The organism is Pseudomonas sp. 1 R 17, assembly GCF_900067035.1.
Lineage (GTDB): Bacteria > Pseudomonadota > Gammaproteobacteria > Pseudomonadales > Pseudomonadaceae > Aquipseudomonas > Aquipseudomonas marginalis.
Genome location: NZ_FKLB01000063.1, coordinates 31213 through 44952 on the forward strand (window position 1 = coordinate 31213; position 13740 = coordinate 44952).

11 protein-coding genes and 1 tRNA gene are annotated in these 13740 nt (G+C 59.3%); 2 read left to right on the forward strand and 10 right to left on the reverse strand.

Going from position 1 to position 13740, the window contains the following annotated elements:
- Positions 1 to 16 precede the first annotated feature (16 nt).
- The 6 genes from BFP99_RS26275 to BFP99_RS26300 form a co-directional block, all read right to left on the reverse strand.
- On the reverse strand, positions 17 to 1744 hold the full coding sequence (locus BFP99_RS26275; RefSeq protein ID WP_065948592.1) for a ParB family protein: 1728 nt from the start codon (positions 1742 to 1744) through the stop codon (positions 17 to 19).
- The gene (locus tag BFP99_RS33085) at positions 1744 to 2094 is read right to left on the reverse strand and encodes a hypothetical protein (protein ID WP_141690829.1); all 351 of its coding nucleotides are present in this window, start codon (positions 2092 to 2094) and stop codon (positions 1744 to 1746) included. Before BFP99_RS33085 ends, BFP99_RS26275 begins: the two co-directional genes overlap by 1 nt.
- Positions 2091 to 3437 carry a replicative DNA helicase gene (dnaB, locus tag BFP99_RS26285; protein ID WP_065948594.1) on the reverse strand — a complete coding sequence of 449 codons (1347 nt, stop codon included), beginning with the start codon at positions 3435 to 3437 and terminating at the stop codon, positions 2091 to 2093. The genes BFP99_RS33085 and dnaB overlap by 4 nt, the downstream gene beginning before the upstream one ends.
- Positions 3434 to 4321, reverse strand: a complete 888-nt coding sequence (locus tag BFP99_RS26290; protein ID WP_065948595.1) for a ParA family protein — start codon at positions 4319 to 4321, stop codon at positions 3434 to 3436. The genes dnaB and BFP99_RS26290 overlap by 4 nt, the downstream gene beginning before the upstream one ends.
- Before the next feature lie 121 nt (positions 4322 to 4442).
- Positions 4443 to 4518: transfer RNA gene (locus tag BFP99_RS26295), tRNA-Asn, on the reverse strand.
- 60 nt (positions 4519 to 4578) lie between these two features.
- The gene (locus BFP99_RS26300; RefSeq protein WP_065923909.1) at positions 4579 to 5475 is read right to left on the reverse strand and encodes a LysR family transcriptional regulator; all 897 of its coding nucleotides are present in this window, start codon (positions 5473 to 5475) and stop codon (positions 4579 to 4581) included.
- Between the two features lie 100 nt (positions 5476 to 5575).
- Here BFP99_RS26300 and lldD point away from each other — a divergent pair, with 100 nt between their 5' ends.
- Positions 5576 to 6718: an FMN-dependent L-lactate dehydrogenase LldD gene (gene lldD, locus BFP99_RS26305; RefSeq protein ID WP_065923910.1), complete on the forward strand. Its 1143-nt coding sequence runs from the start codon at positions 5576 to 5578 to the stop codon at positions 6716 to 6718.
- Positions 6719 to 7000: 282 nt separating this feature from the next.
- Positions 7001 to 7927, forward strand: coding sequence for a GGDEF domain-containing protein (locus BFP99_RS26310; protein WP_065948596.1), 927 nt, complete (start codon positions 7001 to 7003; stop codon positions 7925 to 7927).
- Positions 7928 to 7948: 21 nt separating this feature from the next.
- Here BFP99_RS26310 and BFP99_RS26315 read toward each other — a convergent pair whose 3' ends face one another.
- The 4 genes from BFP99_RS26315 to BFP99_RS26330 form a co-directional block, all read right to left on the reverse strand.
- Positions 7949 to 8719, reverse strand: coding sequence for a TenA family transcriptional regulator (locus BFP99_RS26315; protein WP_370737680.1), 771 nt, complete (start codon positions 8717 to 8719; stop codon positions 7949 to 7951).
- A 78-nt stretch (positions 8720 to 8797) separates the two neighbouring features.
- Positions 8798 to 11260, reverse strand: coding sequence for an EAL domain-containing protein (locus tag BFP99_RS26320; RefSeq protein ID WP_065948598.1), 2463 nt, complete (start codon positions 11258 to 11260; stop codon positions 8798 to 8800).
- Between the two features lie 71 nt (positions 11261 to 11331).
- Positions 11332 to 13134 (reverse strand): ABC transporter ATP-binding protein, encoded by a 1803-nt coding sequence (locus tag BFP99_RS26325; RefSeq protein ID WP_065923914.1) that lies wholly within the window; start codon positions 13132 to 13134, stop codon positions 11332 to 11334.
- Positions 13127 to 13729: a DsbA family protein gene (locus BFP99_RS26330; RefSeq protein ID WP_175539041.1), complete on the reverse strand. Its 603-nt coding sequence runs from the start codon at positions 13727 to 13729 to the stop codon at positions 13127 to 13129. The genes BFP99_RS26325 and BFP99_RS26330 overlap by 8 nt, the downstream gene beginning before the upstream one ends.
- Between the last annotated feature and the right edge of the window lie 11 nt (positions 13730 to 13740).

The window sequence follows — 13740 nt, forward strand, 5'->3', positions numbered from 1 at the left end:
CTCCACCACTCCGTGGTTATTGGATGACATCGCAAGATGTTTGGTTGGATTCCAACTCGATAAGCCGGCGCCCCAGCCGAATGACTCTGAATAACTTCACCAGCGCGACATCACTCAGACGGCCAGCCAACGATGCCGGTTGGCTTTTTAGAAGGGCGTTACCAAGCAGGACGTGTCCCAACTCAGCAAGAAAGCGATAGCTATTCATCTCAGGGTGCTCAGCGGCGTCGCTGTCGTCCCGAAGCATATTCAGAGCAGGAGCAAAACGGCCGCTCAAGCCATCCAGAAGGTTAAGCAACGTATAGGCTTCAGGGCTGAGCCCCTTGGGCGTACCAGCGAACAGATCGCTGTCCCAGTCCTCCGGGCGCAAACAGACAAAGCCGACCCCCCAATCGCTTTCAGCAAGATGATCGAGCGGTAACCCCACCTCGCAAGCGATGTCGTGCACCAACCCGAACACGGCCTGCCGCAACCCCTCAGGTGAGTCGACGGCCCGTTCGATGTACCAAAGATCGGCGACCGGATGTACGCCGCCAGCCTGTATGGGAATGGACTCAAGGCACGATTGCTCAAACGTGGGAATCGTCTCCCCAGTGGCTTGAGCCAGCTGCACTTTAATCGCCTGAGTACGTGCTGTAGCACCCGAGATAGGAGAGATCGTATTAGAGGCGATCCGCTCGTTCTGCTGGTCCTGCAACAAATTGAGCTGGGGCTGCTCAGGCTGCACCAATGACTCGGGAGGATAGACTTGCTCTCCCGCAGACGCCGATACTGACTGAGTGTGAGTAGCTTCAGGCACAACAACTTTAGGCGTCTGACTCAGCTCAGACGTTGGAGTGATTGATAGGACACGTGCCGCCGAGGGAGGACGATCAGGATCAAGTACATCCAGCCTCAGGTTGTTGTAATCCTGCCCCAACAATTGCCCCATCTTATGCAGCAACTCATCCTGGAAGCGCTCGTAGATGAATTCGCCGCTATCGAACGCGGACAGCACCTCTTGGAAGAGGTGTTCATGATTCGGCTCTTGAATCGATGACCCAGCATGCTTTAACCAAGCCCTCTCACTCGCCCGACGTAAAACCGTCAGCTTTTCAATCTGCGGCTTACCCAATCCTGCATAGAGTGTGTTGGGAATGGCGGGTAACAAATAGCGCACAGCATCCTGCATTTTGCTGATATGCGGCTGGGAAATAGGGTAGCCATCCTGCTTCAGCAACTTGGCCAGTTCTCGCTGAGAAAGAGGTGCATCGACTTCCTGTTGATAGAATTCTCTCGCTCGCTCAACCCCCAGCGCTCGCTCAATGAAAGTCAGTTCGCCGTGTAGATCACTCTCCGCCAGGTGGCCGGTCAATGCGAGAATCTCACCACGGCTGGGCCAAGGCCTGAATAAGCAATGAACACGGAAAAAGCGCTCCTCACCCGTTTCACGCCACAGTTCATTGAGAATGGCCAGTCGCGTGTTGCCACCATTGCGAATGATGAAATGCTCTTCACCCGGACGACGCGTGACTGGCGGCGGAGCATCTAAGCCGCGACTCAGTATCGATGCTCGCAGATCATCGTATCGAGGGTTCCGGTTAAGCCTTGGGTTGTGGTCATAGGGCCTAAGCTGTTCCAACGTCAGGATCATTGGGGTGTCGACAATTGGATCAGACAATCGAGCTGCCGCCGGACTAGCTACAAACGTGCCCTGCAGCAGCTTCCCTCTGACCTGTTCTTTAGACAGGGATTTGGTAGCCATCAGCGCACCTCCCCGATAGCTGCCTCATAACACTGATCAGGCATCTGAACCCGTAACACTTCGACGCCCTTCCAGCCTTCGATACGACAGGCCAATGCATAGAGAAACTCGCCGCTGCTCATTTGCTCCCGGCTAAGCCGAAAAACCACTGTGCAGGTGTCCTCGACGTTATCGTCGGTGCATGACTGCATCGCAGAATCCTCCACGCTGTAACTGCCGCACTCTGGGCACAGATCAAGTTCGATTTCAGACTCAGTTGGGCAGACATCGAGGAATTTCTGAGTTGCGGTGTGCAAAGGAAATTCAGCACCGCATTCGCAGCAGCGCCCTCGTTGATTGAACACACTCATCGCAATACTCCCGCTTCGTAACCGTTGGGCAGATTTGCAAAGCGAGTTTGATCAGGAACGAAGGCAACACGAACGGTGCCTGTGGGGCCATTACGATGCTTGCCGAAGATGATTTCTGCTACGCCAGAATCCGCGGACTCCGGGCGATACACCTCATCCCGATAGATGAACATAATGACGTCAGCGTCCTGCTCAATAGCCCCTGACTCACGTAGATCACCATTGAACGGACGCTTGTCGGCACGCTGCTCCACCGAACGATTGAGCTGCGACAGCGCAATGACTGGGCAATTGAATTCCTTGGCCAGCGCCTTCAAGGAAGCGGTGATCCCTGCGATTTCAAGGTTTCGGTTTTCTTTTCCATCCAGCCGCATGAGCTGAAGGTAGTCGACCATGATCAGCCGAGGCATTCCTGTACGCCGCGCAGCACGCCGTACCTTTGACCTGAGCGCTGACGGTGTCAGGCTGGCAGTGTCATCAATGATGAGTCGCTCACCGTACTCGTTGATGCGGCCTACAGCCGCGATGACCTTGGGCCAATCCTCATCCCGTAACTGACCGCGCATCAAATTCGCCAGGTTGAGCTCGCCCAGGATGGCAATCAAACGAAACATCAGGGCGTGAGCCGGCATCTCCTGGCTGTAGATCTGGACCGTGTTGGTTGGCTTCTGTTGAAGTGCCGCATCCACGACACTAAGTGCCAGGCTGGTTTTCCCCATAGAAGGACGCGCCGCAATGACGATCAAGTCGGCATCTTGAAAACCACCCGTGACTTGATCCATCGCATCCAAACCACTGGGAATGCCGGTAACGCTGTCGCCCTCATTGAAGTGGTAGTCGATCCTCTCAACCACCTCCATCAGTGTCTGCCTCACGTCTACGAAATCACTCCGACTTCTATCCTGCCCCAGCAAGAAGAGTTTCTGTTCGATAAGGTCTTGAACCTCGGCGCTTTTGGCCTGGCTTGAAGAGGCTTCCCGACTGCACTCATAACCGAGCATCACCAAACGACGAAGGTGGGAACGCTCACGGACGATAGCGGCGTAGGTCGAAATGTTGGCAACGGAGGGCGTGTTCTTTGCCAGCTCTGCCAGATAACTCAAGCCTCCAACTTCATCAGGTTCCTCCAAGGACTCAAGGACAGTGACAACGTCAATAGGTGAACTGCGTGAAGCGAGCTGCTCAATTGCCTGGTAAATAAGGCGGTGATCACGTCTGAAGAAATCGTCCGCAGAGAGGACGTCCGCGATGAGGTCCCATGTGGAATTGTCGAGCATCAGGCCACCGATCACGCCTTGCTCGGCCTCAACCGAATGAGGTGGGGCTAGATCAAGAAGACTCATACCGCAGCTCTCCCCAAGGCCACCCTATTCGATAACAACGATATGTTCTGACTCAGACGCTCTTCGTTCAGCGCTTCAAATTTCGAGCGCCATTCGGGAAATAGCTCGATTGAGAGGTCTTTGATGACTTTGAAGGCGGTGGGTGAACGGCGGTGAGTCGGGAGGCGATACTCCAGGCGGTGCGCAGGAATGCCTTCTGTGGCAGCCCGACGAAAACTCACTGCCGCCGGGATCGTGGTCTGGATCATCTGAACCTTCGGATGATCAGCAAAGGTTTCGGTCAGCGTGTGATAAATCAGGTTTGCATCATTGGTTGCATCAAGCTTGTTGATCACGACATTCAGCATTGGCGTCACTGCGCCCAGTGCTGCCAACGGCTCAAGGTCTCGATAAAGCTGAAGCATTCCACGCTGAAACTCTCGTGCAGTCAGCATATCCGGGGTGATGGGCGAAATAGCCATGTGTGCCCCAAGCAAGGCCATCTCCAGCACGATGGAGCGAGCGCCTTGGGTATCGATCAGAATCAGATCAAAGTCCTGCTCGAAAGCCGGCAACAGATTCTTGAGACGAAGGCGCCCGTCAGCAGCATGGAGCAACAAATTTCCCAGCTGATTGAACGGATCATTGGAATGGATCAGTGAGAGATTAGGAATGCAGGTGTGCGAAATGACCTGGTCGGCCCGGGTCTCGTTGTTCGCGATCAGTTGATAGGTTCCACCGGGCGCCTCGTGCGATAGCGCATAGAACGACGACAGCGACGGTTGATTATCCAGATCGATGAGCAGGGTACGGATCCCTGCATCGGCGCAGAACGCGCCCAGATTGACGCCGACCGTGGTTTTACCCGGCCCGCCTTTGGTTGAAACGACCGCAGTGACTTTCATGATATTGACCTCGGAATCGTAGGATTTGAGATGCTTTCATGCAGGTCACGCTGTGCGCTTTGATCACCCCGGAAAATCCAAGGCAAAAAAAAGCCTGCATCGCTGCAGGCTTTTCCCTATCTGGCTCCACGACCTGGACTCGAACCAGGGACCCAATGATTAACAGTCATTTGCTCTACCAACTGAGCTATCGCGGAATTCGCCGTATGTTACTGATTGAAAAGGAGAAGTCAAGCTTTCCCTGACGGCCTGGACGATTAATCCGGATGACCGGCTGAAAGCTGCTGCTCCTTGGCCAGGTCCAGCCAGGCGCGCACGGCGGGGGGCAGGTGGGCGCTGGCGCGCCAGGCCAGGGCGATGTGCCAGTCGGTGTGGGGTTCGTCGAGAGGGATCAGGGCGATGCCTGCGTGTTGATGCTTGTGCGCCAGCATGCGGGGCAGGAAGGCGACGCCGAGGCCGGCGGCGACCAGGTCGACGATGAAGTCGATCTGCCCGCTGCGCGCCGCCACGCGGGGTATCACGCCTTTGCGCTCGCAGGCGGCGAGGATCTTGGCGTTCAGGGCGAAGCCGGCTTCGAACAGGATGAACGGCGAGTCCGCCAGGTCGGCGAAGTCGATGCGTTGACGCTGGGCTAGGGGGTGGCCCTTGGGCAGTACGGCCATCAGCGGTTCGTTGCGCACGGGCTGATAATCGAAACCTGCATCCACCGGCAGCAGCAACGCAGCGAGGTCGACCTCCCCCGCTTCCAGGCACTCGCGCAATCTCTTGCTACCGTATTCGGTGAGTTCGATGTCGATGTCCGGATAACGACTGCGATAGGTGGCAAACATCGTCGCAAACAACACCCCGCACCCCACCGGTGGCAGGCCGATGCGCAACACGCCGCGCTTGAGGCCGCGCAGGTCGTTGATCTCGGCGACCAGGTCATGGTGTTCGGCGAGCAGTACCAGGGCGCGGCGGTAGGCGATCTCACCCGCAGCGGTGAGTTCGTTGCGGTGACCCAGGCGATCGAGCAGCGGCATGCCGAGTTCTTCCTCCAGGGTCTTGACCGCCTTGCTCACCGTGGATTGGGTCAAGGCCACCACGTCGGCGGCCTGGGAGAATCCGCCCTGGCGCACCACTTCGACGAACGTGCGCAACGTTCTCAAGTTCATGGGTATTCCTTTAGCGACTGGTATCTAGCGATAAAAGTTGTTTTTATCATGACAGATATTTGCCTATCCTGACCCGCCCAGCCTTGTGGAGACACGCTTAATGATCATCTCGTCCGCCTCCGACTACCGCGCAGCGGCCAAACGCAAGCTGCCGCGCTTCCTGTTCGACTACATCGACGGCGGTGCCTACGCCGAGCACACGATGCGCGCGAACAGTTCGGACCTGGCCGAGATCAGCCTGCGCCAACGCGTGCTGCGCAATGTCGATAACCTGAGCCTCAAGACCACGCTGTTCGGCCAGGCCCTGGACATGCCGGTCATCCTCAGCCCTGTCGGCTTGACCGGCATGTATGCGCGGCGCGGCGAAGTACAGGCGGCAAAGGCGGCGGCGAACAAGGGCATCCCCTTCTGCCTGTCGACAGTGTCGGTGTGTTCGATTGAAGAAGTGGCGTCGCAGAGCCCGCAGTCAATCTGGTTCCAGCTGTATGTGCTCAAGGACCGGGGCTTTATGCGCAATGCCCTGGAGCGGGCCCAGGCGGCGGGGGTCACCACCCTGGTGTTCACCGTGGACATGCCCACGCCCGGTGCGCGCTACCGCGATGCCCACTCGGGCATGTCCGGGCCGTTCGCGGCGCAGCGGCGCATGTTGCAAGCCGTCACCAAGCCGCAATGGGCGTTCGACGTAGGGCTCATGGGCCGCCCCCACGACCTGGGCAATATCTCCAGGTACCTCGGCAAACCCACTCACCTGGAAGATTACATCGGCTGGCTGGCCAATAACTTCGACCCCTCCATCAGTTGGAAAGACCTGGAGTGGATCCGCGACTTCTGGAAAGGCCCGATGATTATCAAGGGCATCCTCGATCCTCAGGACGCCAGGGACGCAGTGAGTTTCGGCGCCGATGGCATCGTGGTTTCCAACCATGGCGGCCGTCAGCTGGACGGTGTGCTGTCCACCGCCAAGGCTCTGCCACCAATTGCCGATGTCGTGGGCGATGACCTGACGGTGCTGGTGGACTCCGGCATCCGTTCCGGGCTGGACGTGGTGCGCATGCTCGCCCTCGGCGCCAAGGCGTGCCTGCTCGGACGCGCCACCGCCTATGCACTGGCCGCCGACGGGCAGCACGGGGTAGAGAATCTGCTGGACATCTTCGCCAAGGAAATGCGCGTGGCCATGACGTTGACCGGTGTCACGTCCATCGACCAGATTGACCACAACACGCTGGTGCAATCAGCCAAATAACTGACGTCAGTGCTTAACGACCGTTTTTTACTTTAAAAACGGTCTTTGATTTGTAAGGTTTTTTATTTATTTAAACGAAATGGCACGAATCTCGCTCTAACACCTTCCAAGCAGGTCAAGCGATGACAAGACGTGCGGCAGTGCCCAGGGGTTATAAACCCCCAGTAAAGCGGTCTAAACTGTTTCCAATGTTTTACGGAACTGAAGGAACAGTAAGACGCCTGGCATTTGCCACTCTCATCCAGCCTGTAAGACAGCTAAGTGCTTAGAGGCCGTTTGCTTATGAAAACCCCCACCCAGACCAACGCAATTGACTTCGACAGTGCAAAATTGCAACGCCTGGGCTTTGGTCAGCCATCACTCGTACCTCGCCGCCCGACGACCGTCGCACAACTTCGCCAGCAACTGGGGATGCAATTGCAGACCAGCCTGGAACCGCAGCGTATCCTCGCGGTGTTTTTCCGTGAGATCCAGCGCCTGGTCCCCCTGGATGCCCTGCAATATCGCCACGAAACCAGTGACCTGCGCCTGGAGTTCGGCCACCGTGGCCACCACTCGGTGAGCTACAGCCTCAGCCACGAAGGCGAGCACCTCGGCGAGCTGGTCTTTCGCCGCAACCAGCGCCTGCTGGAAGAGGAACTCGGCCAGCTCGAATCACTGCTGTCGACCCTGCTCTACCCGATGCGCAACGCCCTGCTCTACCGCGTCGCCACCCGCAGCGCCCTGCGCGACCCGTTGACCGAAACGGGCAACCGCATTGCCATGGACCAGACCCTGCAACGGGAAATCGACATGGCGCGCCGGCACCTGAACCCGCTGTCCCTGCTGATGCTGGACATCGACCACTTCAAGACCATCAACGACACCCACGGCCATGCGGCCGGCGATAACGTATTGCGCGCCGTCGCCGGAGCGATCAAGAGCCAGTTGCGTAACGTGGACATGGTGTTTCGGTTTGGCGGGGAAGAGTTTCTGATCCTGCTGTCCAACACCGGCCGGGATGCGGCGACCATGGTCGGTGAGCGCCTGCGCCAGGCGGCACAGGCCCAGGATTATTGGGCGGAAGGAAGACGGATCGAATTGACGGTGAGCCTCGGTTGTTCGACCTTGCTGGCCGCCGAGTCGGCCGAGAGCCTGTTGCGTCGCGCCGACAGCGCCTTGTACGTGGCCAAGCGCGAAGGCCGCAATCGCCTGGCAATGGCGGGGTAAAACCCCGCCATCCCCGTTACATCACGCTTCGCTGGCGACGCGCAAAGGGCGCTCGCGCACAGCAGCGCTCGCCGGTTTTTCTTTCTCCAGGCGCATGCAACTTTCCAGGAACAGGTACATATAGTCGTAGCTCTTGCACACGGCCTGGCGCAGCTCTGCCTGCAGTTCCCTGGTCGGGTTCATCCCGGCCAGTGTGCAGATGATTTCCAGGGCTTCCCAAGGATGGGCGTCGTCGTACTGGGCGTGCATCTTCAACCACTTCATCGCACGCTTGCGCTCTTCCTCGGGAAAGGCTGCCGCATACACGCCGGTGGAGCACACCACCGCCGACCATTCCCCCGTCGCCCCCTCAATCGCATAGTTGGTCGCGGCAATGGCCACGATCAACGAATCGGCCGAGCTGGTGTGCCAGCACCAGTGGCTCAGCGCATGCAACTCCGGCGGCACGTCCTGGGCCTGCAGTTCTTCGAGGCTGACGCCATGGGCACGCGCCCAATGCACCCAATAGTCCGCGTGGTTCAGCTCCACACGGATATTGCGCATCAACCAACGGCGCGCCATGTCTTCCCCCGGATGGCGGGCAAACTTGGTCTTGGTGAGGTTCTGTGCCATGTACAAGGCAAACTGTTCCACCACGGGCCAGCCACCGATCAGGTAGTGACGCATGGTCTTGGCGCTGAGCGTGTTGTCACGCATGCGTTGGTACAGTTCGTGTTCGACAACCCGGCGCTTGCTCTCGCTGCAGTCCTGGATCAATTGCTGAGCCCAGGCGGGGTAGCTTGAGGCTTCCATAAGCGGGCCGGTTCTGCTGAATGTGTCGATCACTATTAAGGCTCCTTTTTAAGTGTGATTTACAGACCGGCAAATGTTTCAGCGGAATGTGCCGGGCGCCCTGAATAACAGAGGCTGCGGCCGCACGGGTCGACACTGCAAGCTATCGAAGGTAAACAATTGCGGTCGTTCAATCAGGTAGCCCTGAGCGTAATCCACACCAATATCGAGCAGGGCCTGTTCGATTTGCGGTGTTTCAACAAACTCGGCAATTGTGCGCTTACCCATGACATGGCCGATGTGATTGATCACTTCAACCATCGCGCGGTTAATCGGGTCGTCCAGCATATCCTTTACGAAACTTCCATCGATCTTCAGGAAGTCTACAGGTAAATGTTTGAGATAAGCGAATGAGGACATTCCGGCGCAAAAGTCATCCAGCGAAAAATGACAACCTAAGGCCTTGAGTTCATTAATAAAGCGGATGGCACTGCCCAAGTTTGCGATGGCGCTGGTTTCGGTAATTTCAAAACAGATCATGCTGGGCGGAATAGCGTAAGTATGAAATTTCTCTCGTAGGAATCCGAGAAAGTCATCATCGCCAATCGTTATACCTGACAGATTGATCGCACACAGGGCCATGGGACGGCCCGGACGCTCGTTAATGCAACGGGCAATAATCTCAAATACATTCTCCACCACCCAACGGTCCAGGGACGTCATCAAACCATAGCGCTCGGCGGCCGGGATAAAGCTGTCCGGCAGGATTACACGCCCCGCCTCATCGTGCAGGCGCAGCAGTATTTCGATATGCCCATTGCCGCCGTCGGTATGCCCGAGGGGGGAAATTTCCTGGGAGTACAGGCAAAAGCGGTTCTCCTCCAGCGCCATGTGCAGGCGCTGCACCCAGGCCATTTCGCCAAAGCGCAGGGACAGTTCGGAGTCGTCGGCGTGGTACACCTGCACGCGGTTGCGGCCTTTTTCCTTAGCCATGTAGCACGCCATGTCGGCGGCCCGCAGCGAGGCTTCCAGGGTGGTCGGGGTGCTGGCAATGTGTACCAGGCCGATACTCACGGTGGTCATGAACGGCCGCCCCTTCCATACGAAATGCAGACTCTGCACGGTATGACGCAGGCTTTCGGCGATTTTTTCCGCCACCGCCACCGGGCAGTTCTCCAGCAGGATGCCGAATTCATCGCCGCCCAGGCGCGCCAGGGTGTCACCTTCGCGCAGGTCCGACTGCAACAGCGCGCAGATGTGCCGCAACAGTTCGTCGCCCGCCGCATGGCCGCAGGTGTCGTTGACCAGCTTGAACTGGTCCAGGTCCAGGAACATCAACGCATGCCGCCCGGCCTGCGCCTGCCCTGCCGGGTGCAGCACCTGCTCCAGGCGATACTCGAATTCGCGGCGGTTGGCCAGGCCGGTCAGCGCATCGTGGGTCGCCTGCCATGACAGATTGGCGATGTACTGGCGCTCCTGGGTCATGTCATGCAGCACCAGCACCGCGCCCGAGACCTTGCCGGCGCTGCGGATCGGCGCGCCCACCAGGGTGACCGAGACCGTGCTGCCATCCAGGCGCTGGATCGTCTTCGAATGCTCGCTGCCGCCGCTGAGCTGGCCCTTGACGATGTGTTCGATCAAGGTGAAGCCGTCCGGCTGTGCGTGGTCTTCCAGCAACTTGAACAACGCTGCCAGGGGCTGGCCCTGGGCCTGCGCCGAGTGCCAGTGAGTCAGCGCCTCGGCCGCCGGGTTCATATAGGTAATGGCACCGTCGACGTCGGTGGTGATCACCCCGTCGCCAATCGACTCCAGGGTGATCTGCGCCCGCTCCTTTTCTTCCTGCAAGGCATCGGCGAAGGCATGGCGCTGGGCCAGCAGCTTATGGGTGCGCAACAGTGCCAATACGATCAGGCCCAGGGCCGTCGCCAGGTTCGTGATGACCAGCAACCGCAGAATCATGCGCGAACCTTCGCCGAGAGCATCGCTGAAGGCCTTGGCGGCGGGTGTCACGCCTTCGTTGATGGCGATGATATGCGCCTTCCACTGGCGCACATCGTTGGCGCCGATCTGGTCGTGAATGATCGCCTGGTGCATCTCCCGGGCCAGGTCATCCAGTTGAAGCAGGTAACCATCGCCTACGGTCCACAGTTGGATGGCTTTTTCCAGGTAGCTGAAATGGCGAAAGTTGAGGTACAGCCAGATCAGGCTGGAGACATCATCCGGATGGTTGCCCCCTTTGAGGATACCCAGGCGGGCTGCGGCAAGGTCGGGCACGGGACGGTCAAGGGCAATGCGCAGTTCGTGCCCGCCCTGGGGCACGGCAATGGCCTGCTGGTACTTGAGGTACGTGCCGGCGTCGCGATTATCGGCGTAGAGCGTCAGGTAATAGATGGCGTCCTTCTGGCCCTTGGACCACAGGCTCTCGCCGGCCACGTAACCACGCACGGCCGAAAGCACGTAGAGACTGACGCAGCCCAATAATGCCTGGAACAGCACCACGGCGATAAATGGCCAGACAATGCCCAACAACCGGGGCGTTCCTAAAGTCCGCTTTTGCTTCATGAAGTCCCTTGCACATGCACTGCTGGATACGCACGCGAAAACCCGCTTTCGATAGCTCAGCCTAGGCTAAATCAACGTACCTGTTGCAAGTGTCCATACAGTTTGGCGTACAGCCCGCCATCGGCAATCAGCTGCTGATGGTCACCATCCTCGGCAATGTGACCGCCGTCGAACACCAAGACTCGATCCGCTTGCTTAACAGCCGACAGACGGTGGGCGATGATCAGTGTAGTACGCCCGCTGAGGAACCGTGCCAGCGCCTGGTGCAGGTTGTACTCGGTGGCGGCGTCCAGGGCGGAGGTTGCTTCGTCGAGTATCACCACCTTGGGTTCGGCCAGGACCATGCGCGCAATCGCCAGGCGCTGGCGCTGCCCACCGGAAAAACGCACCCCGGAACGCCCCACCACACTGTCCAGGCCCAAGGGCAGTGCCTTGACGGTAGCATCCAACTGGGCGATTTCCAGTGCCTGCCAACAGGCCTGGTCGCTGCGCTCCCGGCCCATGGTCAAGTTGGCGCGCACGGTGTCGTTGAACAGCGCCGGGTGTTGCAGCACCACCGCAACGTGCTCGCGAAGGGTCTCCAGGCCAATCTCCTGCTGGGTGGCACCACCAAAACGGATACTGCCCGCCTGGGGCGTGTAGAGCCCGAGCAACAGTTGCACCAGGGTGCTTTTGCCACCGCCGCTGGCGCCGACGATTGCCACCTTCTCACCGGGCGCGATGGTCAGGTTCAACTGGTCGAGTACCAGTTCTTCGCCGTAGCCGAAGTCCAGGCCGCGCACTTCGATGCCCACGGTGTCGCGCCCGGTGAACGGATCAGCACCGCCGGCATATTGCGGCTCATCGGCACGCGCCAGCAGTTCGTTGATCCGCGTCAGCGCCCCGCCTGCCGCGTAGTAGGCGTATTGCAGGTTAAGCAGTTGCTCCACCGGGCCGATCATGAACCACAGGTAGCTGAACACCGCGAGCATCTGGCCGATGGACAGGTCGGAAAACAGCACGGTGAGCATCGCCGCCGCACGGAAGATGTCGATACCGAACTGGAACAGCAACCCACTGGCGCGGCTCGAAGCGTCGGTTTTCCATTGCGAGTGAATGGCGTAGTCACGCACTTCCTGGGCCCGCTGGCCGAGGCGCCCGAGGAAAAAACCCTGGCGGTTGCCGGCGCGCACTTCCTGGATGGCATCCAGGGTTTCGGTCAGGGCCTGGGTAAAGCGCGAGGTGCTGTCGTTTTCCAGCTTCTTCAGGTGCTTGACGCGCTTGCCCAACTGCACCGTGGCGTAGATCACCAACGGATTGAACAGCAGGATCAGCAGCGCCAGTTGCCAATGCATCCACACCAGGATCGCCGAGGTACCCACCAGGGTCAGCATGGCCACCAGGAAACGGCTGAGGGTTTCACCGACAAACTTGTCCAGCGTATCCAGGTCGGTGACCAGGTGGGTGGTGACGGTCCCGCTGCCCAGGCTTTCGTATTCGCCCAGGGAGATGCGCTTGAGCCGCTCGATCAGGCGCACGCGGATGCGGTACACGATGTCCTTGGCCAAGCGCGCAAACAACCGCGCCTGTGCCACGTTGAACAGCAGCGCGCCACAACGCAGAAACAGCGTCACCAGCAGCATCAGGCCGATATAGCCGGCCGCCTTCTGCCACCCCAGGGGCAATGCGTGGTTCATGACCTTGAGCGCGGCATCGCCGTGTCCCAACAGCACTTCATCCACCAGCAACGGTAACAGCAGGGGAATCGGCACACTGCACAGGGTCGCCAGCACGGCGACGCCATTGGCGATCCACAGGGACTTCTTGTGCCGCAGGGCCAGGCGGCGAATTTCCGCCCAGGTCAGTCGGTCGGTGCGTGGTGACTGGTCATGCACAGGTTGCTCGCTCCAGCCATCGCCCCAACAACGGTGACAGCTCGGACAGCGGCTGGTAGCCGTTAGTCAGCAACGCCAACTGGCCATTACGCTCGGCAAGCAAGGTCGGAAACCCGGCGATCCCCAGGTCCTGGACCCAGGTGAAGTCAGCGGCCGTCGCGGCATGCTGCTCGGCACGGTCGAATGCGCCGGCAAACTCGATGCGCGGGATGCCCGCCTCTTCAGCCAGCTCCACCAGCACACTGGCGAGGGTCACGTCACGGCCCTCGACATAAAACGCGCGCTGGATCAGCCCTAACAACGTCCATGCGCAATCCGGTGCCAGGCTACGCGCGGTAACAATGGCGCGACACGCAGGCTCGGTGTCGTAGACAAAGCCGTCGGGCAACGCGCCATCGCGCTTGAACGGCTGGCCGGTGGCGTCGGTGACCGCCTGCCAGTGCTCGAGGATGTAGCGCCGCGTGGTCGGTTCCAGTGCCGCGCCGCTGCCGGTACGCAAGCCGCCCACCACCAGGTGCACGTCCACGCCGGCCGCCTGGGCCTGCTCGACCAGCGCCTGCGCCACCGGGGCAAAGCCCCAGCACCAGGAACACATTGGGTCCATCA